This is a genomic window from Sphingobacterium sp. LZ11T8, from assembly GCF_024261425.1.
Classification (GTDB): domain Bacteria; phylum Bacteroidota; class Bacteroidia; order Sphingobacteriales; family Sphingobacteriaceae; genus Sphingobacterium.
Genome location: NZ_JANBZY010000001.1, coordinates 577,147 through 600,074, shown reverse-complemented (window position 1 = coordinate 600,074; position 22,928 = coordinate 577,147). Strand labels below are relative to the sequence as shown.

General features: G+C 41.9%; 21 protein-coding genes. 14 read left to right on the top strand and 7 right to left on the bottom strand.

Translation table 11 applies throughout. The annotated features are described in order from the left end of the window. Positions 1 to 92: 92 nt before the first annotated feature. Entirely contained in the window at positions 93 to 1,010 is a 918-nt protein-coding gene (locus NLF99_RS02550) for a sugar transferase (RefSeq protein ID WP_254526613.1), read from the top strand. Positions 1,011 to 1,012: 2 nt separating this feature from the next. Here NLF99_RS02550 and NLF99_RS02545 read toward each other — a convergent pair whose 3' ends face one another. Then, positions 1,013 to 1,705 (bottom strand): FkbM family methyltransferase, encoded by a 693-nt coding sequence (locus NLF99_RS02545; protein WP_214649507.1) that lies wholly within the window; start codon positions 1,703 to 1,705, stop codon positions 1,013 to 1,015. Positions 1,706 to 2,388: 683 nt separating this feature from the next. Between NLF99_RS02545 and NLF99_RS02540 the strand changes: the two genes are divergently transcribed. From NLF99_RS02540 to NLF99_RS02510, 7 genes are all read left to right on the top strand, one after another. Next, the gene (locus NLF99_RS02540) at positions 2,389 to 3,141 is read left to right on the top strand and encodes a glycosyltransferase family 2 protein (protein ID WP_254526612.1); all 753 of its coding nucleotides are present in this window, start codon (positions 2,389 to 2,391) and stop codon (positions 3,139 to 3,141) included. Next, on the top strand, positions 3,122 to 3,358 hold the full coding sequence (locus NLF99_RS02535; protein WP_093101203.1) for a DUF3820 family protein: 237 nt from the start codon (positions 3,122 to 3,124) through the stop codon (positions 3,356 to 3,358). The genes NLF99_RS02540 and NLF99_RS02535 overlap by 20 nt, the downstream gene beginning before the upstream one ends. Positions 3,359 to 3,447: 89 nt before the next feature. Continuing rightward, positions 3,448 to 4,419, top strand: a complete 972-nt coding sequence (locus tag NLF99_RS02530; RefSeq protein WP_254526611.1) for a rhodanese-related sulfurtransferase — start codon at positions 3,448 to 3,450, stop codon at positions 4,417 to 4,419. Positions 4,420 to 4,504: 85 nt separating this feature from the next. Further along, positions 4,505 to 4,846 carry a TM2 domain-containing protein gene (locus NLF99_RS02525; RefSeq protein WP_093101207.1) on the top strand — a complete coding sequence of 114 codons (342 nt, stop codon included), beginning with the start codon at positions 4,505 to 4,507 and terminating at the stop codon, positions 4,844 to 4,846. 4 nt (positions 4,847 to 4,850) lie between these two features. After that, positions 4,851 to 5,258, top strand: coding sequence for a DUF2752 domain-containing protein (locus tag NLF99_RS02520; protein ID WP_254526610.1), 408 nt, complete (start codon positions 4,851 to 4,853; stop codon positions 5,256 to 5,258). Further along, positions 5,234 to 5,677 carry a DUF4870 domain-containing protein gene (locus tag NLF99_RS02515; protein WP_185215821.1) on the top strand — a complete coding sequence of 148 codons (444 nt, stop codon included), beginning with the start codon at positions 5,234 to 5,236 and terminating at the stop codon, positions 5,675 to 5,677. Before NLF99_RS02520 ends, NLF99_RS02515 begins: the two co-directional genes overlap by 25 nt. Further along, positions 5,674 to 6,468 (top strand): M48 family metallopeptidase, encoded by a 795-nt coding sequence (locus NLF99_RS02510; RefSeq protein ID WP_254526609.1) that lies wholly within the window; start codon positions 5,674 to 5,676, stop codon positions 6,466 to 6,468. The genes NLF99_RS02515 and NLF99_RS02510 overlap by 4 nt, the downstream gene beginning before the upstream one ends. On the opposite strand, the gene NLF99_RS02505 is transcribed toward NLF99_RS02510, so the two are convergent. Next, positions 6,465 to 9,197 (bottom strand): TonB-dependent receptor, encoded by a 2,733-nt coding sequence (locus tag NLF99_RS02505; RefSeq protein WP_254526608.1) that lies wholly within the window; start codon positions 9,195 to 9,197, stop codon positions 6,465 to 6,467. The genes NLF99_RS02510 and NLF99_RS02505 overlap by 4 nt on opposite strands. 248 nt (positions 9,198 to 9,445) lie before the next feature. Between NLF99_RS02505 and NLF99_RS02500 the strand changes: the two genes are divergently transcribed. From NLF99_RS02500 to NLF99_RS02485, 4 genes are all read left to right on the top strand, one after another. Further along, entirely contained in the window at positions 9,446 to 9,985 is a 540-nt protein-coding gene (locus NLF99_RS02500) for a TetR/AcrR family transcriptional regulator (RefSeq protein WP_185215824.1), read from the top strand. 90 nt (positions 9,986 to 10,075) lie between these two features. Then, positions 10,076 to 11,782, top strand: a complete 1,707-nt coding sequence (locus NLF99_RS02495) for a glycoside hydrolase family 3 N-terminal domain-containing protein (RefSeq protein ID WP_254526607.1) — start codon at positions 10,076 to 10,078, stop codon at positions 11,780 to 11,782. A 96-nt stretch (positions 11,783 to 11,878) separates the two neighbouring features. Further along, a complete protein-coding gene (locus tag NLF99_RS02490; protein WP_254526606.1) occupies positions 11,879 to 13,306 on the top strand; it encodes an L-serine ammonia-lyase in 1,428 nt (475 codons plus the stop codon). 82 nt (positions 13,307 to 13,388) lie between these two features. Next, a complete protein-coding gene (locus NLF99_RS02485) occupies positions 13,389 to 14,216 on the top strand; it encodes an MBL fold metallo-hydrolase (RefSeq protein ID WP_254526605.1) in 828 nt (275 codons plus the stop codon). A gap of 72 nt (positions 14,217 to 14,288) precedes the next feature. On the opposite strand, the gene lipB is transcribed toward NLF99_RS02485, so the two are convergent. The 5 genes from lipB to NLF99_RS02460 all read right to left on the bottom strand — a co-directional run bounded on the left by lipB (position 14,289) and on the right by NLF99_RS02460 (position 19,874). Then, positions 14,289 to 14,987: a lipoyl(octanoyl) transferase LipB gene (gene lipB, locus NLF99_RS02480; protein WP_254526604.1), complete on the bottom strand. Its 699-nt coding sequence runs from the start codon at positions 14,985 to 14,987 to the stop codon at positions 14,289 to 14,291. Positions 14,988 to 14,996: 9 nt separating this feature from the next. Then, entirely contained in the window at positions 14,997 to 16,187 is a 1,191-nt protein-coding gene (gene hflX, locus NLF99_RS02475; protein WP_185215828.1) for a GTPase HflX, read from the bottom strand. Between the two features lie 96 nt (positions 16,188 to 16,283). Beyond that, positions 16,284 to 18,389 carry an ATP-dependent DNA helicase RecG gene (gene recG, locus NLF99_RS02470; protein WP_185215829.1) on the bottom strand — a complete coding sequence of 702 codons (2,106 nt, stop codon included), beginning with the start codon at positions 18,387 to 18,389 and terminating at the stop codon, positions 16,284 to 16,286. 111 nt (positions 18,390 to 18,500) lie between these two features. Beyond that, positions 18,501 to 19,250, bottom strand: a complete 750-nt coding sequence (locus NLF99_RS02465; RefSeq protein WP_185215830.1) for an SDR family NAD(P)-dependent oxidoreductase — start codon at positions 19,248 to 19,250, stop codon at positions 18,501 to 18,503. Between the two features lie 237 nt (positions 19,251 to 19,487). Continuing rightward, a complete protein-coding gene (locus NLF99_RS02460; protein ID WP_093101229.1) occupies positions 19,488 to 19,874 on the bottom strand; it encodes a RidA family protein in 387 nt (128 codons plus the stop codon). A gap of 133 nt (positions 19,875 to 20,007) precedes the next feature. On the opposite strand from NLF99_RS02460, the gene nagA reads away from it, so the two are divergent. Both nagA and NLF99_RS02450 read left to right on the top strand, forming a co-directional pair. After that, positions 20,008 to 21,120, top strand: a complete 1,113-nt coding sequence (gene nagA / locus NLF99_RS02455) for an N-acetylglucosamine-6-phosphate deacetylase (protein ID WP_254526603.1) — start codon at positions 20,008 to 20,010, stop codon at positions 21,118 to 21,120. 72 nt (positions 21,121 to 21,192) lie between these two features. Continuing rightward, complete coding sequence (locus NLF99_RS02450; RefSeq protein WP_254526602.1) at positions 21,193 to 22,839, top strand: glycoside hydrolase family 10 protein; 1,647 nt, start codon at positions 21,193 to 21,195, stop codon at positions 22,837 to 22,839. The last annotated feature ends 89 nt before the right edge of the window (positions 22,840 to 22,928 follow it).

The following is a 22,928-nucleotide window of genomic DNA, read 5'->3' as shown; positions in this document are numbered from 1 at the left end:
TCTTGTACAGCATAAGAAAAAAGCATTATACTTAATGCATTACGAGATTTACTCATATATTTGATTTAGAATAGATTGATTTTCCTTTTCACATGCTAGCACCAATCGCTTTATTTGTTTACAATAGACCTGTTCATACCCGTAAGACATTATCCGCTCTTGAGGCCAACAGTTTGGCGGAGCAATCCGATATATACATTTTTTCAGATGGGGCAAAAACGGCCCAAGATATCGAGGCTGTCAACCAAGTACGTTCCATCATCCGTGAACCTTGGAAGTTTAAGCATATCTATATCATCGAACGCTCCCAAAACAAGGGACTTGCCAACAGTATCATCGAAGGGGTAACCCAGGTGCTGCAGAAACATGGAAGAATCATCGTTCTGGAGGATGACCTGGAAACCTCCAGTTTTGCCCTTCAATACTTCAATGATGCGCTCAACCATTATCAAGATCAGGAAAAGGTGATGGAGATTTCGGGCTATATGTATCCAGTGGATAAGCCCAAGAAACTGCCACAATCTTTTTTCTTCCGGGTAGCCAATAGTTGGGGCTGGGCAACATGGGATAGGGCCTGGCAACATTTCAATCCCGATATTGAGGAGTTGACCAAGGATTTTACCCGTAAACAAAAGAAAGCCTTTAGCGTGGATAACTCCGAGAATTTCTGGAAGCAGGTCAAACAATTCAAGGCCGGCAAAATCAATTCCTGGGCAATCCGTTGGTACCTGTCGGTTTTCAACAAAGGTGGACTGGTCTTGTATCCCAGGTTTTCATTTGTCCAAAACACGGGAACAGACGGATCTGGAACCCATTCGGATGTTGATAAGGTCTATCGGGTAGAGCTTTCTAAAAAGCCTGTCCGCAAATTCCCGGTGATCATCGAAGAAGATCCTTTGGCATTCCAGGCCATCAAGCATTTCTATAAAAATCGCAAGGGAACCTTTTTTGAAAGGTTAGCGAAATTTATAGAAAAGAAGATGTTGGAGCGTAAGATGCGAAAGCTGTAAGTTTATTTCTCTTCTAAATTCTTAAAGAATAAAGTCCTTTTGGTTTTTGCTACTAAAGCGTATCCTTTGTCGAGCATCAATTGAAAGACTTCAGATTTATCCAGGTCAGCAATGGAGAGTTCTTCTTCAACTAGGACAAAGCTAGGTCTAAACTGTTGCCAATCATTGCTGTTCAAGACGATCAGGTCAAATCCTTCGGCATCAACAGAAAGGAAGTCGATCTTTTTCCCTTTTGGCAGGTGCTTTTGCAAAACCTCTTTTAGAGGTAGTGTTGGTACGGGGATAGTCTTTATCAGGTGGTATTTTGCATTCAGGCCATCTCTTTTTTCAGATATTTCTTGGGAAAATCCGTTCAATGCGGGTTCGTTGAAGCAATAATAAGTCAATTCTTGAGGGCTTTCGCTGATGCCAATATTGAGGTTGACATCTTTGGTCCTAAACCATCTGAACCATTTCATGGCCTCAGGGGAGGGCTCAATGTTAATTCCACGCCAGCCTTTTTTGTAGAAGTACATGGTGTTGGAGAATCTATAGGGGTGATGGGCACCTACGTCTACATAAAATCCTTTGTAGTTTTTTCGTCCTTCATAAAAACCTCTAAGGACCATGTCCTCGCCTTCTTGTGAAAATGAACGTGCATGGAAAAATTTATGGATCGGGAAATAGTTTAAGATAGCTTTCTTGATTTTAGACATTGGGCCAAAGCAATTTACAATTGTTAGTATTTTGCAATCAATGTACAATTATTTTTTTTCAGGTAGGTAAGACGGGTAAAAAATTTAGGAGCATTTAACAGTTTTGTGGATGAATGTTGATTCCTTTTGAAGGGTTCTATGTTACTTTTGAGGCGCAAAAGTAACCAAACCGACGAAGGAGCTCATGGACACCAATTCTCTTCGTTACTTTTGAGGTGCAAAAGTAACCAAAACGCTTCGGCTCATTTAAGATGGCTTTTTCGCACGGTCATCCGCACATGAAAAGAATGCCTTGTTGTCGGGAATATCTTTCAAAAGATCCTCCCATCCAAAGGGATGATCTTTTGAAAGCATTCCAAGGCCAATCCCATCGCACGGGGCAACGGCATTCTTTCCATTTTTCCGCCATTGGAAATGAGCCGGAGGCTAAAGGGCTTCCTCTGGAAGTATGATTTTTGTATTGAGAAACCTCCAACGGGGGTGAAATGTTTGTAGAAATTAGATGTTTGTAATGGCGAACCCACAGCGTGGGTGAAATGTTTTTCTATACCTTTCTGTGTCACCCTTCGGCAAGCCCTCAGGGTGACACAAAAGATGTTGATAAAGATTTCAGCCTCGCTGCGTTATTAACGTTCAAATGCCTATTTTTGCAAGGTTAACAAATATTAATAATACCCTTAAGCATGGCTTATCCTAAGGTTTCAATCATTACCATTGTTTACAATAATGTTAGGGATATCGGATTTACCCTAGCTTCTGTAGATCAGCAGACCTACCCTAATATCGAATATATTGTGGTGGACGGCAAGTCTACGGATGGAACCCTGGATGTCATTGCTGAGTATAAGGATTTGATCAATATCTTGGTTTCTGAAAAGGATAATGGCATTTACGACGCAATGAACAAAGGCTTGGCCCTTGCTACGGGCGATTATGTGCTGTTCCTGAATTCAGGGGATGAACTTTTTGCTCCCAATACCTTGGAGAAAATCTTTGGCAATGAAGACCATGCGGATATCTATTATGGAGAGACCAAGTTGATCAATGAGGACCGTGAGATTATTGGGGACCGTCGTCATAAAACGCCGGCTCATTTCGATTGGCAATCCTTTAAATATGGCATGAATGTCTGTCATCAGGCCATCTATATCAAGCGCAGCTTGACAGCTCCCTATGATCTGCAGTACAAATTGAGTTCAGATATAGACTGGGTGATCAGAGCTGCCCAAAAAGCGAACAAAGTCGTGAATGTGAAAGATTATGTTGCCAAATATTTGGTAGGTGGGATGTCACAGCAGCGACACAAGCAGAGTTTGAAGGAACGCTACGAGATCTTTAAGAAATACTATGGTATTGTTCCTAACCTAATCAACCATGGTGTTATCGCCATGCGCCTACTGGTACATCGATTTAAGCATGGCAAAACAAGAGACTAATTTTTTAAATCCCAATCTTTTGGTTGAACTGGCCAACAGTAGGATGCCCTTTGGGAAATATCAAGGGTACCTATTGATGAACTTGCCGGAGCCGTATTTGGCTTGGTTCAAACAGAAGGGATTTCCGCCGGGCAAAATCGGGATCCTGTTGGAAACTCTCTATGAAATAAAACTCAATGGTCTGGAGTATTTATTAAAGCCATTGGTCAAAAAGTGATGAATATCAATTTTTGGTCGTCCAATTTTTTTATCTTTGCAGCATAATTTTAAACATTAAACGCCGTTTGCAGCGGTATCAATGAATATATGGCACAATATCAAACACTGCTGTACTATTGCTACAGCCCTATCGAGAATGCGGAAAAGTTCGCAGAAGATCATCTAGAATTTTGTAAATCACTTGGCTTGTTGGGACGAATCATCGTTGCTGATGAAGGTCTTAATGGTACGGTTTCGGGTACTCCGGAGGCTTGTAAGGCGTATATGGAGCATGTGCATGCGGATCCGAGGTTTGCAAAGACCGAATTCAAGGTGGACGACGTAGAAGAACTTTCATTCATCAAGATGCATTGTCGTTACAAAGAGGAGATTGTTCACTCAGGTCTGCGCAATCCATCTGTGATCGATCCAAACAAACAGACGGGAAAGCATCTGGAGCCTAAGGATTTCTTGGCGTTGAAAGATCAAGAGGATGTGGTTATCCTTGACGTTCGTTCAAATTATGAGCATAATGTAGGTCGTTTTAAGAACGCTGTTACATTGGATATAGAAAATTTCCGTGAGTTTCCGGAAAAAGTGAAGGAATTGGAACATCTAAAGGGCAAGAAAATCTTGACTTATTGTACAGGTGGTATCAAGTGTGAAAAAGCTTCTGCTCTATTGTTGAAAGAGGGTTTTGAGGATGTTTATCAATTGCACGGTGGTATCATTAAATATGGTAAGGAAGCTGGCGGGGAGGATTTTGAAGGGGAATGCTATGTTTTTGATAACCGTGTTACAGTTCCGGTCAATTCGGTTAACCCGACAGTTGTTTCAACATGTAAAAACTGTGGGAAAATTACTTCGAAAATGATCAACTGTGCAAACCCGATCTGCAATGAGCATTTTACGCAATGTGATGAATGTGGCTGGGAATTAGACGGTTGCTGTTCTGACGACTGTAAGTCGCATCCGAAGAAACGTGAGTATGACGGTACAGGCTATTATGTAAAAGTACCTCAGCCTGTCAATATTGATAAAATCTCAAAGCGTAAGCACAAGAAGTTGGTGAAAAATTAAAAGTTTATTAAAATATTTCGAAAAATCCATTTATCTTTCAATAGCTAAATGGATTTTTTATTATACTCTTAATTGGAAATACGAAATGGATAGTCAGAAAGTAGACATGTTTTTAATGTCAAACAACAAGTTTTTTGAATCATATCAATTGATGGAGATCAAGGATCTATTGACGAGGTCGGATGAAAGTAAATACACGAATGTTCAGATCCAACAATATAAAGATCCAACTACTGTCTTGATCGTTTCCATTTTGGCGGGTTCCTTTGGGATTGACCGCTTTATGATTGGAGATACCGGTTTGGGAATTGCCAAATTATTGACCTGTGGAGGTTTGGGAATATGGACTATCATTGATTGGTTCCTGATCATGGGGGCAACAAAAACCAAAAATTTCGAAAAACTGATTACCTCCTTGAATTATTAATTCAATGCGGAATCCAAGGAGCAGACTGTATATTACTACGGGAATAGTTTGTTTCATTGGGATTATCTGGCTATTGCTGGATTATTATGCTTCCGCGAACATCACACTATGTCCAGTGAAACTGGTTACAGGCTATCCTTGTCCTTCCTGTGGGACGACAAGATCCATTTCAGCATTGTTTAATGGGCAGCTTAAGGATGCATTTATGATCAACCCTTTGGGGATCGTTTCGAGCATCATCATTATGGCTGTTTTGGTATTGATGCTGCTTGATTTGGTTACAAAGCGTGATTATTATTATAAAGTTTATAATCAGGTTGAAAAATTTCTTCAGCAGCATAAGGCATTCAGTGCGATTCTGGTCATATTAGTTATTTTAAATTGGGCATGGAACATATCGAAGGGACTATAGCTTTTAATCCGAGAGAGATTACCGAGGATGAACGTGAATATGCATCAAATAGTTATTTGATGTCTTTGTTTGCTTTGTTTATTGGTTTACCGTTGCCTATATTCAATTTACTGGCAACTGTGATTTTCTATTTGGGCAATCGTAAATCCACTCGCTTTGTAAAGTGGCATTGTACTCAAGCACTTATTTCCCAATTTGCCATTTTCTTTTTCAATACCGCTGGATTTTGGTGGACCATGGCGATTATTTTTAATAGGAAGGAAGTGAGCGATGCTTATATCGCCTACCTGATGTTGATTTTACTGTTGAATGGGATTGAAATTGTTTCCACCATCTATACTTCGATAAAAACAAGAAAGGGAATTCATGTACGTTGGTTCCTGTTTTCGGATATCACTGATAATCTGTTGAAACGATGAAGATTCTAGGCAAATTTCTGGTATTAGCTGCTGGAATTGCAGTCTGTTATCTACTGTTGTTGCAAGTGAATTGGACGAGTGTGTTTGAAGTCCAACAGAATCAGGATCGCTTGGAGTCAAAATTGGGTAAGTTGGTGCTGGAACAGGTGCGCGACCTGTATGATGTGATCGAGGATGAGCAGATCGACAGTACCCTCGATTCGCTTTTTATTCCCTTATTGAAAGAAAATTATATCCCTAGCAAAAACTATGATCTTCTGTTGGTGGAAAGTGAAGAGGTGAATGCCTTTGCCCTTCCTGACGATAAGATCATCGTGACGACAGCCCTGATCAATTTTTTGGATAGTGCAGATTATATGTCGGCCATCTTGGCCCATGAGATTGCCCATTGTGAGAAAAACCATGTGATGCGTTCATTGATCACTAATTTTGGTTTGGATCTATTGCTGTCAGGATCAGGTACCGGTGAAGTGACCAATTTCTTGACAGGGCAGGCCTTCTCAAGGAAGCTTGAAAAAGAAGCCGATGAAAAAGCCGTGGAATATTTGGAAGAGGCCCATGTTGATCCAAGTAGCTTGATGAAAGTTATGGAGCTGTTTGATGTGTATCTGAGTTCGGATGGGGATGTCAGCTGGATTTCTTCTCACCCTGTTCCTGCAGACCGCAAGAAATACCTAGAACAAAAGATCAACAGGATCAAGACGGACCCTAATACCTACAAAAGTCCCATTAGCTCCAAAAGCTGGACAGACCTGCAAGGTCTGATTTCCGAATATGCCAATCAGGATTAATCTCTGCCCGATCTTCCTCCAAAACTTCTTAAATTATAGTTCAGGCTCAATAGGAAATATCTGGTCAAGGTGTTTGAGGTGATGTTTGAAATAGAAATCTCGGACGCTCGACGATTGATGTTTCGGGCATTGTTGAACAGGTCAAAAGCCTTTAAGGAGATTTCAGCATTTCTTTTCTTCAAGATCTTATATCCGATAGACGCATTCAGCAAGTTTGTTGAAATGGCCTCTGCACCCATTACACCCCCATTACGGTAGAAAGAATAATTATAACCCAAGGTCATGTTCTTAAAGAATTCCAGGTTCAGGGAATTGCTGATTCTATGGTTGGTAATCCGGTAGTGGGATATTTCACTCATTGGGTTATTGGTAAAGTTCATGTTCAGATTGTAATTGAATCCAATGATGATCTTTTTACTGAAATTGGTAAATATGCCCACATGCTGGCTAAAACCATAGCTGTGGTTTGGCATCAAGACTTTGTTGAGGATGGCATAATTACGGTTGTAATACATGTAATTGTTCAAGTTCAGGTTGAAGCCCAGTTTTTTTAACGGTAGCCCATAGTTGTTATTTGCTCGAAGTTGAAATACACCGTTGATGTTTTCAGGTACGACATATTGTCCACCGGCACCTAGGATAATATCTTCAAACAGGGTGATGGTGCTGTCGGTGGTCATGGTGGAGTTGATGATCTTATTGTTGGTGTAGTCAAAATTAAGGCTACTGTTGAAGCTCCGGCCATTGCTGCGGTTTACATCCCGATACTGAAGACGGAACCGATGGGTGTATTCCTGGCTCAGGTTTGGGTTTCCGTTTCGGAGAAACAATTCGTTTGAATTATCAATATAGTCCTGCAATTGATCGATGGAAGGGGTGTTTGTCGCGCCATTATAGTTGAATTCCAGGTGCCTTTCTTTGCTAAAGTAATAGGCCATGGTCAGTTCTGGAAGAAAGGCTCCAAAGTCTGCAGTGGTTCTCAGATTTATGGGGACGGTCCGGTTGTTTACCCGGTAGCCATGTTCATAGTTCATTCCAATCTGGAACCTAAAGGTGTCCTGTTTATTGTATGAATAAGAAAGCCCTGCACTGTGATGGGTGAAATCATTTCGGAATTCATTGGATAATCGATCGTTCAGTTCTTCAAACTGCCCTGTCTCGGCAAGAAACTCCATAGTTTTCCGGTCGGAATAGTTGCTGGTATTTCGCATGCCATAGTTGGCCTGCAATCTGGAGATCTTGGAGACATTGTAGGTGTAGGAAAGTCTTCCATTGTATCCATTTCCATATCCATAGGTCGTACTTTCGCGATTGGCAGTGTCGATTCGGTCTAGAACTGCATCTTTATAGTATTGGTTGAAGGCTAAGGTTTTTCCTAACGCCTCGTTGCTGCTCTTGTTTCCGTCTAAACTCAAGGATATGGTCTGACCCGCTTTTTTGAATCGGTGCATATAGGTCAAGCCGCCACCAAAATTGAAGGCTTCATTATTGTTGTTGAAGTTTCGGTTGGAGTTGTTCAGGGGTTCTGTCCTATTCTTGCTCATGTTGCTGATTGAGCTATTGGCCAGATCACTTTTTGTATAAGAAAGGTTTGGATTGATATCGATGCGGTTCATGCTGTCGATATCCCATTTCAGTCGACCTCTCAGGTTATGGGATATGTTGCCATTGTTACCGGTTTGATGTTGGTTCTGGAATTGGTTGGCTCGGCTTCCTGTAATATACTCAATGTCTGATAGGGTATTGGTAAAAGTGCTGCTATTGCGGAACCTATAGTTTCCATTGACTTCCATCTTTTTGTCGAGGAATGTATTGGTATAGTTGGCTGCAGCCGCATAGGTGTCAGATAGACCTCGGTCGGTGTTGTTATTTCCTCTTCTGAACCCGCCTCTTCCTTGTTCGGAAAACTCTGTTTCATTGATGTTGTTGGCCATGATATTGATGGAGATTTTTTCATCTCCACGGAAAGCATTTACACCGGAGTTGATCGAGAATTTGTCGGCATCACCTTTACCAGCGTTGAACTTTCCAAAGAGTCCTTTTTTCTTGTCGGGCTTGGTTACGATGTTAATGACTTTGGACCTTTTACCATCATCGAATCCGGAGAATTTAGTCTGTTCGGATTTCTCATCGATGATCTGTAGCTTGTCAATGATGTCTGCCGGGAGGGTTTTTAGGGCCACTTTAGGGTCAGTGCTGAAGAACTCCTTGCCGTCCACCATGATCTTGGTGACCTCCTCGCCATGTGCAGTAACTTTTCCATCTTCATCGATGGTTACACCAGGGACCTGAGCAACCATTTCATCAGCATCGGCATATTCTCTAGTGGCGAAATTACGGGCATTGAATTCCATGGTATCCCCTTTGACGGCAACATTAGGTGCTGGAGCGATGGTAATCTCTTCGATTACGATTTCCCCAGGTTCTAAGCCAACCAGAAGCGTTTCCATCGAAGGCTTTACAACGATGTTTTTCTCGAACTTTTTGAAGCCCAATAAAGTTCCGGTCAATTTATAATTGCCATTGGCTACCCTTGGGATTGAGAAATCTCCTTTGTCATTTGATTTGGCCGTACGGATGGTGGAATCTTTGAGGTTCAGGAGTTGGATGCTGGCATCCTGTAAGTTGCTACCCTTTGTTTTGTCCTGCACCTTTCCAGCGATATTGACTTGAGCCAATACAGGGACAAAGCTTAATAAAACTAGGCAAAAGGTAAGCAGGTATTTCATGGTAAGGTTTGATGGATTTTTTCAATTATATAGTTTTTAGACGATAACAGCCTGATAATCACAAAAAAGATACATTGTTGTTATGACAATCGTAAAAATCGGGAAATTGAAAAAGTTAGATTATCAAGAGGTTACAGCGGAAATGAAAATATTGAAAAGCGGAGTCGCATTAGAGATGTTACATAGCGGTCAAATTGCTTGGTCAAGGCAATTTCAGAAAAATTGGATATATTTGCTTATTACAATCAATGAAAGAAACGACACTCAGTAGGAAGGAAAAGATTCTGCAAACTGCCTTACAGTTATTTGCAATAAAGGGATACCTTGATACCTCGACCAAGGAGATTGCTGCCAAAGCTGGAGTTTCTGAAGCACTTATCTTTAAGCATTTCGGAAACAAGGATGCTTTGTTGGCCCATATCGTGAAGTCAGGTTATAGGAAGGTGCTGCTTCATCACAAAGGGATGATGACCTATAAGGGGGCGAAGGATTTTCTTAGGAACATGGTTCAGTTTCCGAGTAAATTGGTTGCCGATGATCCTTTGTTCTGGAAATTGCAAGAACGACTTTCACACCATAGTTTCTCCAAATCTCAACACGAACTCTTCATTAAGCCCGTTCAACCCATCGTTCATAAAGCGTTTGAAGAATTGGGTTATGCCAATCCCGATCTGGAAACTCAATACCTATTGCTGATCATTGATATGTTATGGAAGAAAGAGGCCTGTGGGGAGCTTGAAAATGCAGCTGATTTAGCAGCTTTGGTAGAGACCAAATACAACCTTTAGTATTGCGTGTTCCTGCGTGTTGTTTTTTAAAAGTGCAAAATATTTTAAAAAACAAGTAAAAATGCCGTATTTCGTGTAAACTATATTGTGATGATTAAGAAACTCTTCAGTTTTGGATTGCTATCCATGATGCTTATTTCTGCAGCATTCGCGCAGAACAAACCCAATTTCGTAGATTTTATCAATCAAAAGCATTCTTGGGTTGATTCCGTGTTCAATACCTTGACACCGAAGCAACGCATAGGTCAGCTTTTTTTGGTGAGAGCACATACCAACTTGGGTCAAAAATATGTAGACTCCGTAAAGCAAGTGATTGAGAAGGAACAGTTGGGTGGTCTTGTCGTTTTCCAAGGAGGACCCGTAAGACATGCCAATATGTTCAATCAATATGATAAAGTGAGCAAGGTCCCTTTGTTGATTACATTCGATGGGGAATGGGGATTGGGCATGCGTATGCCGGATTCGACGATCTCATACCCATATCAGATGACTTTGGGTGCTATTCAGAACAATAATCTGCTATATGAAATGGGTAGACAGGTGGCACGTGATTTCCACCGTATGGGGATGCACTTTAACTTTGCGCCTGTTGTAGACATCAATAACAATCCAAATAATCCAGTTATTAACTTCCGTTCCTTCGGTGACAATAAGTACAAGGTGACTGAAAAGGCTAAAGCCTATATGGATGGCATGGTTCAAGGTGGCATCTTAGCATCGTTGAAGCATTTCCCTGGGCATGGTGATACCGATGTGGATTCACACCATGACCTTCCGCAGTTGAGGTTTGATAAAGCGAGATTGGATAGCCTTGAAATGTATCCATTCAGACAGTTGATCAAAGATGGTGCTCCGTCTGTGATGGTGGCACACATGAATGTACCAGCGTTAGACAATACGCCAAATATCCCTTCATCCATTTCCAAGAAAGTAGTGACGGATATTATCCGTAAGGAATTGGGATTTAGAGGTCTTACAGTCACTGATGCCATGGACATGAATGGGGTGAAGAAATTTTTCCCGAATGGGGAGGCTGATGTGATGGCCATTGAAGCGGGCCATGATCTTTTGGAAGTTTCTGAAAACAGCGGTCGTGCAATCGATCTTGTTGAAAAAGCGATCAAATCGGGAAGACTTTCCCAAGCTGATATCGATGCTAGGGTGAAAAAGGTCTTGGCAGCGAAATTATGGTTAGGCCTAAACCAAGTGAAACCGGTAAATACCAATAGACTTTATGAGGATTTGAATACGCCTGCAGCTCAGAGTTTGGTGCAGCGCATTTCAGATGCTGCGGTGACCTTATTGAAATCAGACCGCGGGTTAAAAAGATTTGACCCGAAAAAATCAACTTCGATCGTGAGTGTAGGAATTGATCAAACTCAAGATTTTGAGAAAGGTCTGGCCTTGCAGCTGAACGATTTTGATCAGTTTTTTATCAAAGGAGATGAAACTGAAGAGCAGTTGAAAGATTTGATGAAGGAGGCGAAGGATAATCGCCAGATTGTACTGGTTATCCATGATAATCGTAGTAGACCGCGTAGTGAATTGGTTTTGAATGATGCTGCCAAAGATTTTATCGATAAGATTGCCGGTAGGAGAACGATTTCAGTGATGTTTACCAATCCATATGCGATGAACTCGGTGGATGTGATGCGCAGTTCCTCTGTTCTTTTAGGCTATCAAAATGACTTTTTCATGCAAAAAGCTGTTTTAAAGGCTTTGTTGAAACAAATTAAACCAGAAGGTAAATTGCCAGTTAGCATTTCTGAGGATTTAGAAAACGGAACAGGTTTGTAATCTAAGTTTGTTAACATAAAAATAAAGTAGCCAGTAAGTTTTACTGGCTTTTTTTATTCAAAAGAAAGACTAATTTTGCTATGTAGATTGAGAATTATGGCAAAAGAGCAGATTTCTATATTTGATATGTTTAAGATAGGGATTGGACCTTCCAGTTCACATACTTTAGGCCCTTGGCGTGCAGCCCAACGTTTCGTTGAAGCATTGCAGAATAGGGAGGCCTTAGATCATGTTGTGGAGGTAAAGATCCTTTTGTATGGCTCTTTGGCGAAGACGGGTGTTGGTCATGGTACTGATATCGCAGTGCTTTTGGGCATGAGTGGGGATGACCCTGTAACATTTGATGTCAATGATGTCCTTCCGAAGGTGAATCGCATCAAGGCTAATAAAAAGATGAGCCTGGGTGGTAAAAAAGAAATTGACTTTTCCTATACCGATGATCTGCTATTCCTTTATGATCAAAGTCTTCCATTTCACCCCAATGCAGTTACTTTTCAGGCATTTTTGGACAATGGGACTGCTATTTCTGAAACCTATTATTCAATAGGTGGTGGATTTGTGGTTCAGGAAAATGATACCGAAAGTGTATTGTCTGAGATTGATCTTCCTTTTCCAATTGATACCGCGCAGGAATTAATGGTTTCCTGTATGCGTACCGGACTGAAGATTTCGGAACTGGTGTTGGAGAATGAATGCTCTTGGCGTTCCGAACAGGAAACTAGGGATGGCGTTTTAAAGATCTTCCAAACCATTAAGGAATGTATCTATAAGGGTTGCCATACGGACGGTGTTTTGCCAGGAGGTCTGCATGTGGAAAGGCGTGCATCCAAACTGAACAAAAAGATGTTGAAAGGGCGTGAATATTCGGACTTTGACAGTTGGGTAGAGGCGATCCGTGCTGGAGGCAGGGATTTCGGATATATCCTTGACTGTGTAAGCTGTTTTGCTCTGGCCGTGAATGAGGAGAATGCTTCGTTTGGACGAGTGGTAACTGCGCCAACCAATGGTGCAGCTGGAGTGATCCCCGCAGTTCTGCAATACTATATCGTATTCCATGATTGTTATAAAGAGGATAAGATCATTCAGTTTATTGCTACGGCTTCGGAAATTGGATCTATTTTCAAAAAAGGAGCAACCATTTCTGCTGCCATGGGCGGCTGTCAAGCAGAGATCGGGGTTTCATCGGCTATGGCTGCTGGAGCACTGACCGAATGTTTGGGTGGTTCGCAGAGGCAAGTGTTGATGGCCGCAGAGATCGCGATGGAGCATCATCTTGGCCTCACCTGTGATCCAATTGGTGGGCTAGTGCAGATTCCTTGTATCGAAAGAAATACCATGGGTGCTATCAAGGCCATTACTGCGGCTCAATTGGCCCTTCAGTCGAATCCTGATAAAGCGAAAGTAAGTCTGGATGCAGTGGTGAGCACGATGTGGGATACTGCTCAGGACATGAATGTGAAATATAAAGAAACGGCAGATGGTGGCCTGGCGATTAAAGTTCCGTTGAGTTTGCCTGAATGTTAGGTTCAAAAAAGAAATATGCAAATAGTTGGAGAGCTGTCCGTTTGGGCGGCTCTTTTATTTTCGATTTTTCTATCTTTGTGAAATGATTCGATACGCGGCATTAGCTTCTGGAAGTAATGGAAATAGCTATTATATTGCTAAGGGCAATACCTCCATTTTAATTGATGCCGGAATCAATAGCAAGCATCTGCATTTAAGGATGGCATCGTTGGGGATAAATCCGTCGAGTATCAATGCCATCTTTATTACCCATGAACATACTGACCATATTTCTGGCTTATCCGTTTTCCTGAAGAGGTATCAGATTCCAGTTTATCTGACTGAAGGGACCTATGAATCATCCAGATTGCAATTGCCGAGTTACCTGATCAATTTTATCAAGCCGAATTCGGTTGTTAATTTAGAAGACTTCTCCGTTTATGGTATTCCTAAATATCATGATGCGCAGGAACCTTGCAGCTTTTTGGTTTCTGATGGGGAGCTGAATATTTCGGTTCTAACCGATTTGGGAAGGATCTGTGAAAATGTGAAGAAAGCAATCCGCATTGCGGATATCCTGTTTTTGGAAGCTAATTATGATGAGGAAATGCTCTTTACAGGTAGATATCCTTATCATTTAAAGAACAGGATTAAGGGAGGATGGGGCCACCTTTCCAATAAAATATCCCTAGAAGCCTTTATTGAGAATAAATCTGAGCGTTTAAAGCATTTGATACTGGGCCACCTTTCAGGCGAGAACAATTCTGTAGAGTTGGTTGAGCGGGTCTTTGAACCCCATTGCCAAGAATTTAAGATGTCTGTAGCAAAAAGGACAGAATGTACTCCGCTATTTGAGATCAGCAAGCAGGTGCAAACGGAAATATATGTGGAAGAATATTCTTATCAATCCATTCAGATCATTACGGGGTAATCCCCTGTTTAAGATACAAAAAGGAAGGAGCTGTTATGATCATAACAGCTCCTTCCTTTTTGTTGAATATGTTTATTGGAGTTCCATTTTGAATAGTGTTGCCAAGTGTGTCTTTAGTTTGGCTTTCACTTCTTCAACGTCAACTTTATGTCCTAATTCCCTTTCCATGGAAGTAACATCCTTGTCATCTATTCCGCAAGGGACGATGTTTCCAAAATAGGCAAGGTCTGCATTGACGTTAAAGGCGAAGCCATGCATAGTTACCCAGCGAGAAGCCCGTACGCCCATGGCACAGATCTTTCTAGCCTTTTCATTATCAGGGTCTAGCCAAACACCGGTATAGCCTGGATACCTTCCTGCCTCTATGCCGTAATCAGCAAGGGTCAGGATAATGGCTTCCTCTAGGGTCCGCAGATAAAGATGGATGTCCGTGAAAAAGTTGTCCAGATCCAAGATCGGATAGCCGACAATCTGGCCGGGGCCATGGTAGGTGATGTCGCCACCTCTATTGATCTTATAGAAAGTTGCTTCTTTCTCCTTTAACCCTTCTTCATCCAATAACAGGTATTCCAAATGTCCACTTTTGCCAAGGGTATAGACATGTGGATGTTCGGTAAATATCAAAAAGTTCGGTGTTGGATCCTGTGCGTTATTTACTCGGTTATCATGTTTGATGGCGAGGGTCTTTGCAAAAATCGCTTCTTGTTTGTCCCAAGCCTCTTGATAATCCAATAACCCCCAATCAATAAACTTTACTTCTTTGTTTTGCATTTTGTTTTCCTAATACAACAGGTTGTTATATGGGTATCTGGCGTTGTGCATTTTTACAACGATATCATATACTTTTTCCTTGAATTCCTCGACGTTTGTTTTGTTGGTTGCAGAGATAAAAATCGCCGGATCGGCATTTTTCGCCATCCAAGAGTTCCGGAAATCATCCAATGTTACTTTTATCTCTTCACCGTCCTCATCCAGTTCAACCGGAGGTTTATAGGCGTCGATCTTGTTGAAAACCGTAATGATCGGTTTATCAACAGCACCGATATCCTTTAGGGTTTCATTAACCGCACGGATATGATCTTCGAAATAAGGGTGGGAAATATCCACCACGTGGATCAATACATCGGCCTCTCTGACCTCATCAAGGGTAGACTTGAAACATTCCACTAAATGGTGAGGTAGTTTGCGGATAAATCCAACGGTATCTGACAAAAGGAATGGGAGATTGTCAATAACAACCTTTCTAACTGTCGTATCCAGCGTAGCGAACAGTTTGTTCTCGATCAATACATCGGATTTTGAGATCATGTTCATGATGGTGGACTTACCAACGTTGGTATAGCCGACCAAGGCCACTCGGATCATCTCGCCTCTGTTCTTACGTTGGGTCTCGTTTTGTTTGTCGATGACTTTTAACCTATCCTTCAATAGGGAAATTTTATTCAAGATCATCCGTCTATCACTCTCAATCTGGCTTTCACCCGGACCACGCATACCAATACCCCCGCGCTGACGCTCTAAGTGAGTCCACATTCGGGTCAATCTAGGCAATAAATATTGCAGTTGGGCAAGCTCCACTTGGGTCTTTGCCTGCGCCGTTTTTGCATGCTTTGCAAAGATGTCCAAAATCAAGTTGGAACGATCGAGTACCTTGATGTTGAAATACTTTTCTATGTTCCTTAACTGAGATGGAGAAAGTTCATCATCAAATACGACGATATCTATTTCTTCGGCTTGGATAAATTCCTTGATTTCATCAAGCTTACCTGATCCTACAAAGGTTGCACGATCTGGGAAAGCTAGTTTTTGGGTGAAAATTCCTTTGGTGACACCACCTGCAGTGGTCACTAAAAACTCTAATTCTTCTAAATATTCTTTGGCGGTTTCATCCGAAACATCAGGAGTGATTACACTCACCAATACTGCTGTTTCTGGCTTTACTGCCGTGTCATATATCTTAAATCTTGCCATTTAATGTTTTTAAATAGTGAACAAGCGTTCCAATGAAATGGTTGTTGCCTGTTTAAACCTTGTTTAAGTAGAAACAAGTTTACAAAGTTACGGTTTTTACGAGATTTTGTCCCATGAAATAGCAGGGGAGCTTTTGCTTAAATACTGGGCTAAGAGTTGATTGCGTTCTTCTTGCAGGTTTGGGTCCTCATTAAAGATCTGGATGACCAATTGCCTAGCTTCAGATAGGATGGCTTGATCTTTAGCAAGATCAGCGATTTTCATTTCCAAAACACCAGATTGCTGCGTGCCAGAAAGGTCCCCAGGGCCACGGAGTTGTAGATCCACCTCTGCGATTTCAAAGCCGTCATTGGTCCGTACCATGGTTTCCAAACGGGTCCTGCCCTCTTTGCTCAGTTTATTGCTTGACATTAGGATACAGAAGGATTGTTCGGCTCCACGTCCTACCCGGCCACGGAGCTGATGCAGTTGGGAAAGGCCAAAGCGTTCCGAGTTTTCAATGACCATCACGGATGCATTCGGTACATTTACTCCAACTTCAATTACGGTTGTTGCCACCATGATCTGGGTTTCACCCTTTATAAAACGCTGCATTTCGAAGTCTTTGTCCTTTACCGGCATCTTGCCGTGAACAATACTGATCCGGAATTCAGGCAATGGAAATTCTCGCATCAAGCCTTCAAGTCCGGCCTCTAGGTATAGAAGGTCCATCTTTTCACTCTCCTTGATCAACGGATATACGATGTAGACTTGGCGACCTTTTGCGATTTCATCGCGCATGAAACCAAATACGCGTAAGCGTTGGTTTTCGAAAAAGTGAACGGTTTTGATTGGCTTTCTTCCAGCTGGTAACTCATCGATAATGGAAATGTCAAGGTCTCCATACATGGTCATCGCCAAGGTCCTTGGGATAGGCGTTGCAGTCATCACCAACATATGTGGAGGAATCAGGTTTTTACGCCATAGTTTTGCCCTTTGTTCTACTCCAAATCGATGCTGTTCGTCGATTACCACAAATCCAATATTCTTGAACTTTACCTTATCCTCAATCAGGGCATGCGTCCCGATCAGGATATCGAGTGTTCCATCTTCCAATTCCTGATGGATGATCCTTCTTGCCTTTGCAGGTGTTGAACCTGTCAAGAGCTTGACGGTACAGATGTCATCTCCCAATAATTCCTTTAAGCCATTGTAGTGTTGGGTTGCAAGGATTTCCGTTGGGGCCATCATACAGGCTTGGTAGCCATTGTCGATAGCCAAGAGCATGCTCATCAACGCCACTACGGTCTTCCCTGAGCCGACATCCCCTTGCACCAATCGATTCATCTGGGCGCCCGTATTACAATCTATTCGAATTTCCTTTACCACTCTTTTTTGGGCATTGGTAAGTGGGAAAGGCAACCTCTCATTGAAGAATGTATTGAACTTGTCGCCAACTTTGTTGAATTGATGTCCCTTGTATCGTTGGGTGTTCAACTGTTTATTTTTCAATAGGCGAAGTTGAATAAAGAAGAGTTCTTCAAACTTCAACCTATTTATTGCCGCTTTCATCAACTGTTCGTTTTGCGGAAAGTGAATGCTCAGCAGAGCCTGTTGAAGGGGTAAGAGCTTGTATTTATCCAGAATGTAGTTTGGCAATGTTTCAGCAACCGTTCTTAAGGTGGTTTCTAAGGCCGTTTGTTGTAGCTTTTGGATGCCTTTGGAATCCAGGTTGAACTTCTTAAGTTTTTCAGTGGAAGAATAGACCGGTTGCATGGTCATATTTCCAACCTTTTTGCCCTGTTGTTGGTAGAGCTCCATCTCTGGATGGGTAATGGAAATTGCACCGTTGAATTCTGTCGGTTTCCCGTAGATAATATAGGCAGCACCGACCTTAAGTCCTTTTCTTAACCAAGAAATGCTTTGAAACCAGACCAATTCCATCATTCCGGTATCATCCTTGAATTGGCCGACCAGTCGCCTTCCCCGTTTTTCGCCAACTTCCTGCAGGCTCATCAATCTCCCCAGAACTTGGGCACCAACCATGTCAGGGTGGAGCTCGCGGATCTTATGGAATTTGGTGCGGTCGATATATCGAAAAGGATAATCCTGCAAAAGGTCTCCAATCGTGAAGATCTGAAGCTCTTTCTTGAGGACATCCGCTTTCTGCGGTCCTACACCTTTGAGATATTCTATGGGAGTTATTAACGATAAATCTGCCATGGGATGATAATCCCACTAAAATAATAAAAACTTTCAACTCAAGCTCCGATAACAACAAAAGCTCCTCAGAATCGAGGAGCTTTTCACTGTTTTATATAGATAGATTTAGGGTTAAATTATGGTGGTACCACCATCCACTGCCAGGTTGATTCCAGTGATGTACCGGGCATCATCTGAGGCTAAAAACAAGGCGGCTAAGGCGATATCCTCTGCGGTTCCATAATCCTTCATCGGGATAATAGACATGAAATGGGGTCTGTACTGAGGGTTGTTGAGGTGTGCTTCAGCCATTGGGGTCATGATATACCCGGGATTGATTGCATTGACGCGTATTTTCAATTTCCCAAAATCTACGGCTGCTGCTCGGGTAATCGCAGAAACTCCACCCTTTGAGGCGGTGTATGATCCTGGGCCAGACATTCCGGTCAAGGCTGCAATCGAAGAAATATTCACGATACTACCGCCATTTTCCTTCATATGTGGAAGGACGGCCTGCATGCCCAACATCACACTGTTGATATTGATATCATAGGTCTTTTTCCAAAGGGCTTCATCTTGTTCCTCAAAAGGGGTTGGAACCGAGATCCCTGCGTTGTTGATCAATATATCTACTTTTCCAAAATTATTCAGTGCTGCAGGAATGACATCGTTGAACCAAGTTTCTCTGTTTGAAACATCATGTTTTACTGCTACGGCATCAAAGCCTTGAGCCTGAAGTTTCTCGACTATGGCATTCAATTTATCAATCTGAATATCTGTTGCTACCACTTTCGCGCCCTCGTTTGCAAACAAATAGGTCATGGATTCGCCCATGCCAGATGCTGCTCCCGTAATAATGGCTACTTTACCTGTTAATCTCATAGTAGTGTTTTTATGTGAATAAATATCTTAAGCTTCTTTCATTAAAAAAGTGACCTAGGTTACCTTCTTAAAATAAATGGTTGTTTTTCCGAATTATAGGTATGGGTGAGTAACAGTTGAAAAGCAATACTGTTTTTCTTGATGGCGAATTTGTAGTAATAGGGAGGGTAGAACCACAAAAAATGCCAACAATTAATTATTGTTGGCATTATATTGAAATAAGTTTCTTGTTGTTGATTATCCTTTCCAGGCAATAACAGAGATTTCCACATTAACCTCTTTAGGTAAGGTCTTTACTGCAACACATTCCCTTGCTGGTTGGTTTTCTTTGAAATATTCGGCATAGACCTCATTAACGGTTGCAAAATAGTCCATACTGCTTAGGAAGATCGATGTCTTAACCACATCTGAATAGTCATAGCCAGCATTTTTCAAGATTGCTCCTACATTTTTCAATACCTGGTGAGCTTCGTCTGCGACTCCGGTAGTGATCAATTCCATGCTTTCCGGAATCAATGGGATCTGCCCTGAAACATAAAGGGTTTTATCTGCTTTTATCGCTTGGTTGTAGGGGCCAATTGCTGCTGGGGCCTTATCCGTATTCAGAATTTCTTTTTGTGCCATGATTTTATTGTTCTTTGATAATAATTCTTAAAAAATGAGGTTCTGATATAGGGTTGGAATCTCATTTCGCTGGTCTAATATACGATTAGGCACTTGGATTTTCAACAAAAGCCAACAATAAGTAACTTGCAGGATGAAACATAAACTTGCCCTCATCAATGGTAGGATTTTTACCGAATACCAAATATTTGAACAACATGCACTTTTAATCGATTCAGACCGAATTGCTGGTATTGTTCCTCAAGATGAACTGCCAGAAGGTTTTGAGATACTGGATGTGAAAGGTGCCAATATATGCCCCGGGTTAATTGATTTGCAGATCTACGGGACAGGTGAAGACCTGTTTTCAGCGGAGTTGACCGTAGATTCCATCCATAGGATTGAACAAAATCTATTGAAACAAGGCTGTACTTCCTTTGTGCTTACTTTGGCAACCAATACCTTGGAGCTATTCAACCAAGCTATTGCAGTTTTTGAGGAGGCAAAACCGAAAGTTGCTTTAGGCCTACACCTGGAAGGGCCATTCCTAAATGCGGCAAAGCGAGGAGCTCATCCAGCTGAATTGATCCAGAAAGCAAGCTTGGAGTTATTAGGGTCTGTCGTTGAGGGTAAGGAGCATATAGTCAAAATGATGACTATTGCCCCTGAACTGACCGATCAAGAGTGTATCGACTACCTGAACGACAAGGGAGTATTGGTAACTGCAGGGCATAGTGCAGCAACTTATAAGGAAGCGACGCATGCCTTTGATAACGGAGTTCCTGCTGTGACCCATCTGTGGAATGCCATGTCCCCGCTCCATCATCGTGATGTTGGTTTGCCGGGAGCAGCATTTAACCATGATGAGGTCTGCGCTTCGATTATCGTGGATGGAATCCACTCAGACTTTGAGACAGTCAAAATCTCTAAGGAATTAATGGGAGACCGTTTGTTCCTTATCACCGATGCGGTTGCAAAATGTGACAAAGGGATTTATCAACATGTTTTCAATCAAGATCATTATACCATGCCGGACGGTACGCTTTCAGGGTCTGCCTTGACTATGTTGAAGGCCGTTGAAAACTGTGTCAAAAAGGTGGGAATCAGTTTAGAAGAAAGCCTTCGCATGGCCACATTGTACCCTGCAAGACTTTTCGGAAGACATGACCTTGGCAACTTAAACTCCGGATCTATAGCGAATGTGTTAGTTTTTGATCAAGATTTCCGGGTTCAACAGGTTGTTTTTCAAGGAGAAAGAATTATTTAACATATAAAGAATAGGTTACAATTAGTAGGATAGCCCATAAAAGTCTTAATTTTGTGGGTTAAGAATGAATTTATGATGAGAAAAATCTTAAGTCTTTGTCTTTTTGTGCTGATGATGGTGATAGTTTTATCCTGTGGGTCGAAGAGAAGGCAAGGAAAAGTATTGCAACAGCCAACCGCTACGGTTACTCAGGAAACTTCAACGGAAGCTCCAAAAACAGATGATAAACCTGTTGAAAAACCGGTTACCACGAAACCTGTAGGCGAAAAAGTGGCTGAAAAGAAGCCTGTAGAAAAGCCCGTATTTAAAGCGAATCTACCAAATGTTCCCCGCGAATTTAGAGCAGCATGGGTAGCCACAGTAGCCAATATCAACTGGCCCAGCAAAAACAACCTATCGACAGAACAACAAAAGCAAGAGGCCATTAACCTATTGGATATGTTGAAAAACAACAATTTCAACGCGGTTATCTTTCAAGTAAGGCCTTCTGCTGATGCCTTGTATAAATCCAGCTTAGAACCTTGGTCTTATTTCTTGACCGGAACTATCGGAAAAGCTCCAAGTCCATATTACGATCCATTGGAATTTTGGGTCGAGGAAGCCCATAAAAGAGGGTTGGAACTGCATGTTTGGTTAAATCCTTACCGTGCTCACCACAGCAATGGAGGCCAGGTGACCAGCGAGTCGCTAGTGCGCAAATCGCCAGAGAATGTGGTGAGACTTAGAAATGGAATGTACTGGTTTGATCCAGCTAGTCAAGAAACGCAAAACCATGCCGCTTCGGTGGTCATGGATATTGTGAAACGTTATGACATCGACGGAGTACACTTTGATGACTATTTCTACCCATATGCAACCTATAATGGTGGTGCAGATTTCCCTGACGACAAAACCTGGTTCGCCTATAAAAAGGCAGGAGGCAACCTAACCCGCCCGGATTGGAGAAGAGATAATGTCAATAAATTCATCAAGCGTATTTATACAGAGATTAAGAAAGAAAAACCTTCCGTTAAGTTTGGTTTGAGTCCTTTTGGTATTTGGAAACCAGGTTATCCTTCTGGGGTTACTGGTTCTTCCCAATATGATGAACTCTATGCCGACGCTAAATTATGGTTGAATGAAGGCTGGATTGACTATTTCACGCCTCAATTATATTGGCCAATTGATCCGCCTAGACAAAGCTTTACCAGCTTGCTGAAATGGTGGCAATCTGAAAACAAACATAATCGCCACTTGTGGCCTGGTCTGAATACGGTAGAAGTTAGAGCTGCCAACAGAGCGGATGAGATCAAGCGCCAGATTGCGGTTACTCGTGAAGTAATTCCGAATAGCGTAGGCGCAGTACATTGGAGTATTGCCGGTTTGACCAAAAACCCAATGTTGTTAAAAGCATTGCACGATGGACCATATTCGCAGAAGGCTTTGGTTCCTGCGTCCCCATGGTTGTCAGCCAATCCGATCTTGAAGCCAACTTTGCTGTTGACCAATCAACCGAGCAGTGTATTTGTGAAATGGCTTCACAAACAACCTGAGCAAGTATTTAAATGGGTGACCTATGCGCGCTATGGAGACACTTGGGATATTCAGATCCTAGATGGTCCTCAATCCGAATTGAGCTTGCCGAAGAGCAAAGACGGTCATAAATTAAACGCCGTTGCTGTAAAGCCTATTGACCGTTTAGGCAATGAAGGCGACTATGCTGGTGAAGCTATAGAATAGTATTTAAACAAAAATATTTTATAAAAAAGCGGGAAAGAACGTTCTTTCCCGCTTTTTTATTTTACAAATATTTACTGTAACGATAGTGT

Bases quoted from the DNA above. Each gene is read 5' to 3' on its own strand.
- nagA (WP_254526603.1), top strand. From the start codon at position 20,008: ATGAAACATAAACTTGCCCTCATCAATGGTAGGATTTTTACCGAATAC.
- NLF99_RS02465 (WP_185215830.1), bottom strand. From the start codon at position 19,250: ATGAGATTAACAGGTAAAGTAGCCATTATTACGGGAGCAGCATCTGGC.
- NLF99_RS02510 (WP_254526609.1), top strand. From the start codon at position 5,674: ATGAAGATTCTAGGCAAATTTCTGGTATTAGCTGCTGGAATTGCAGTC.
- NLF99_RS02460 (WP_093101229.1), bottom strand. From the start codon at position 19,874: ATGGCACAAAAAGAAATTCTGAATACGGATAAGGCCCCAGCAGCAATT.
- recG (WP_185215829.1), bottom strand. From the start codon at position 18,389: ATGGCAGATTTATCGTTAATAACTCCCATAGAATATCTCAAAGGTGTA.
- NLF99_RS02550 (WP_254526613.1), top strand. From the start codon at position 93: ATGCTAGCACCAATCGCTTTATTTGTTTACAATAGACCTGTTCATACC.
- NLF99_RS02535 (WP_093101203.1), top strand. From the start codon at position 3,122: ATGGCAAAACAAGAGACTAATTTTTTAAATCCCAATCTTTTGGTTGAA.
- NLF99_RS02520 (WP_254526610.1), top strand. From the start codon at position 4,851: ATGCGGAATCCAAGGAGCAGACTGTATATTACTACGGGAATAGTTTGT.
- NLF99_RS02515 (WP_185215821.1), top strand. From the start codon at position 5,234: ATGGAACATATCGAAGGGACTATAGCTTTTAATCCGAGAGAGATTACC.
- NLF99_RS02450 (WP_254526602.1), top strand. From the start codon at position 21,193: ATGATGAGAAAAATCTTAAGTCTTTGTCTTTTTGTGCTGATGATGGTG.
- NLF99_RS02485 (WP_254526605.1), top strand. From the start codon at position 13,389: ATGATTCGATACGCGGCATTAGCTTCTGGAAGTAATGGAAATAGCTAT.
- NLF99_RS02505 (WP_254526608.1), bottom strand. From the start codon at position 9,197: ATGAAATACCTGCTTACCTTTTGCCTAGTTTTATTAAGCTTTGTCCCT.
- NLF99_RS02525 (WP_093101207.1), top strand. From the start codon at position 4,505: ATGGATAGTCAGAAAGTAGACATGTTTTTAATGTCAAACAACAAGTTT.
- NLF99_RS02530 (WP_254526611.1), top strand. From the start codon at position 3,448: ATGGCACAATATCAAACACTGCTGTACTATTGCTACAGCCCTATCGAG.
- NLF99_RS02495 (WP_254526607.1), top strand. From the start codon at position 10,076: ATGATTAAGAAACTCTTCAGTTTTGGATTGCTATCCATGATGCTTATT.
- NLF99_RS02500 (WP_185215824.1), top strand. From the start codon at position 9,446: ATGAAAGAAACGACACTCAGTAGGAAGGAAAAGATTCTGCAAACTGCC.
- NLF99_RS02545 (WP_214649507.1), bottom strand. From the start codon at position 1,705: ATGTCTAAAATCAAGAAAGCTATCTTAAACTATTTCCCGATCCATAAA.
- NLF99_RS02540 (WP_254526612.1), top strand. From the start codon at position 2,389: ATGGCTTATCCTAAGGTTTCAATCATTACCATTGTTTACAATAATGTT.
- hflX (WP_185215828.1), bottom strand. From the start codon at position 16,187: ATGGCAAGATTTAAGATATATGACACGGCAGTAAAGCCAGAAACAGCA.
- NLF99_RS02490 (WP_254526606.1), top strand. From the start codon at position 11,879: ATGGCAAAAGAGCAGATTTCTATATTTGATATGTTTAAGATAGGGATT.
- lipB (WP_254526604.1), bottom strand. From the start codon at position 14,987: ATGCAAAACAAAGAAGTAAAGTTTATTGATTGGGGGTTATTGGATTAT.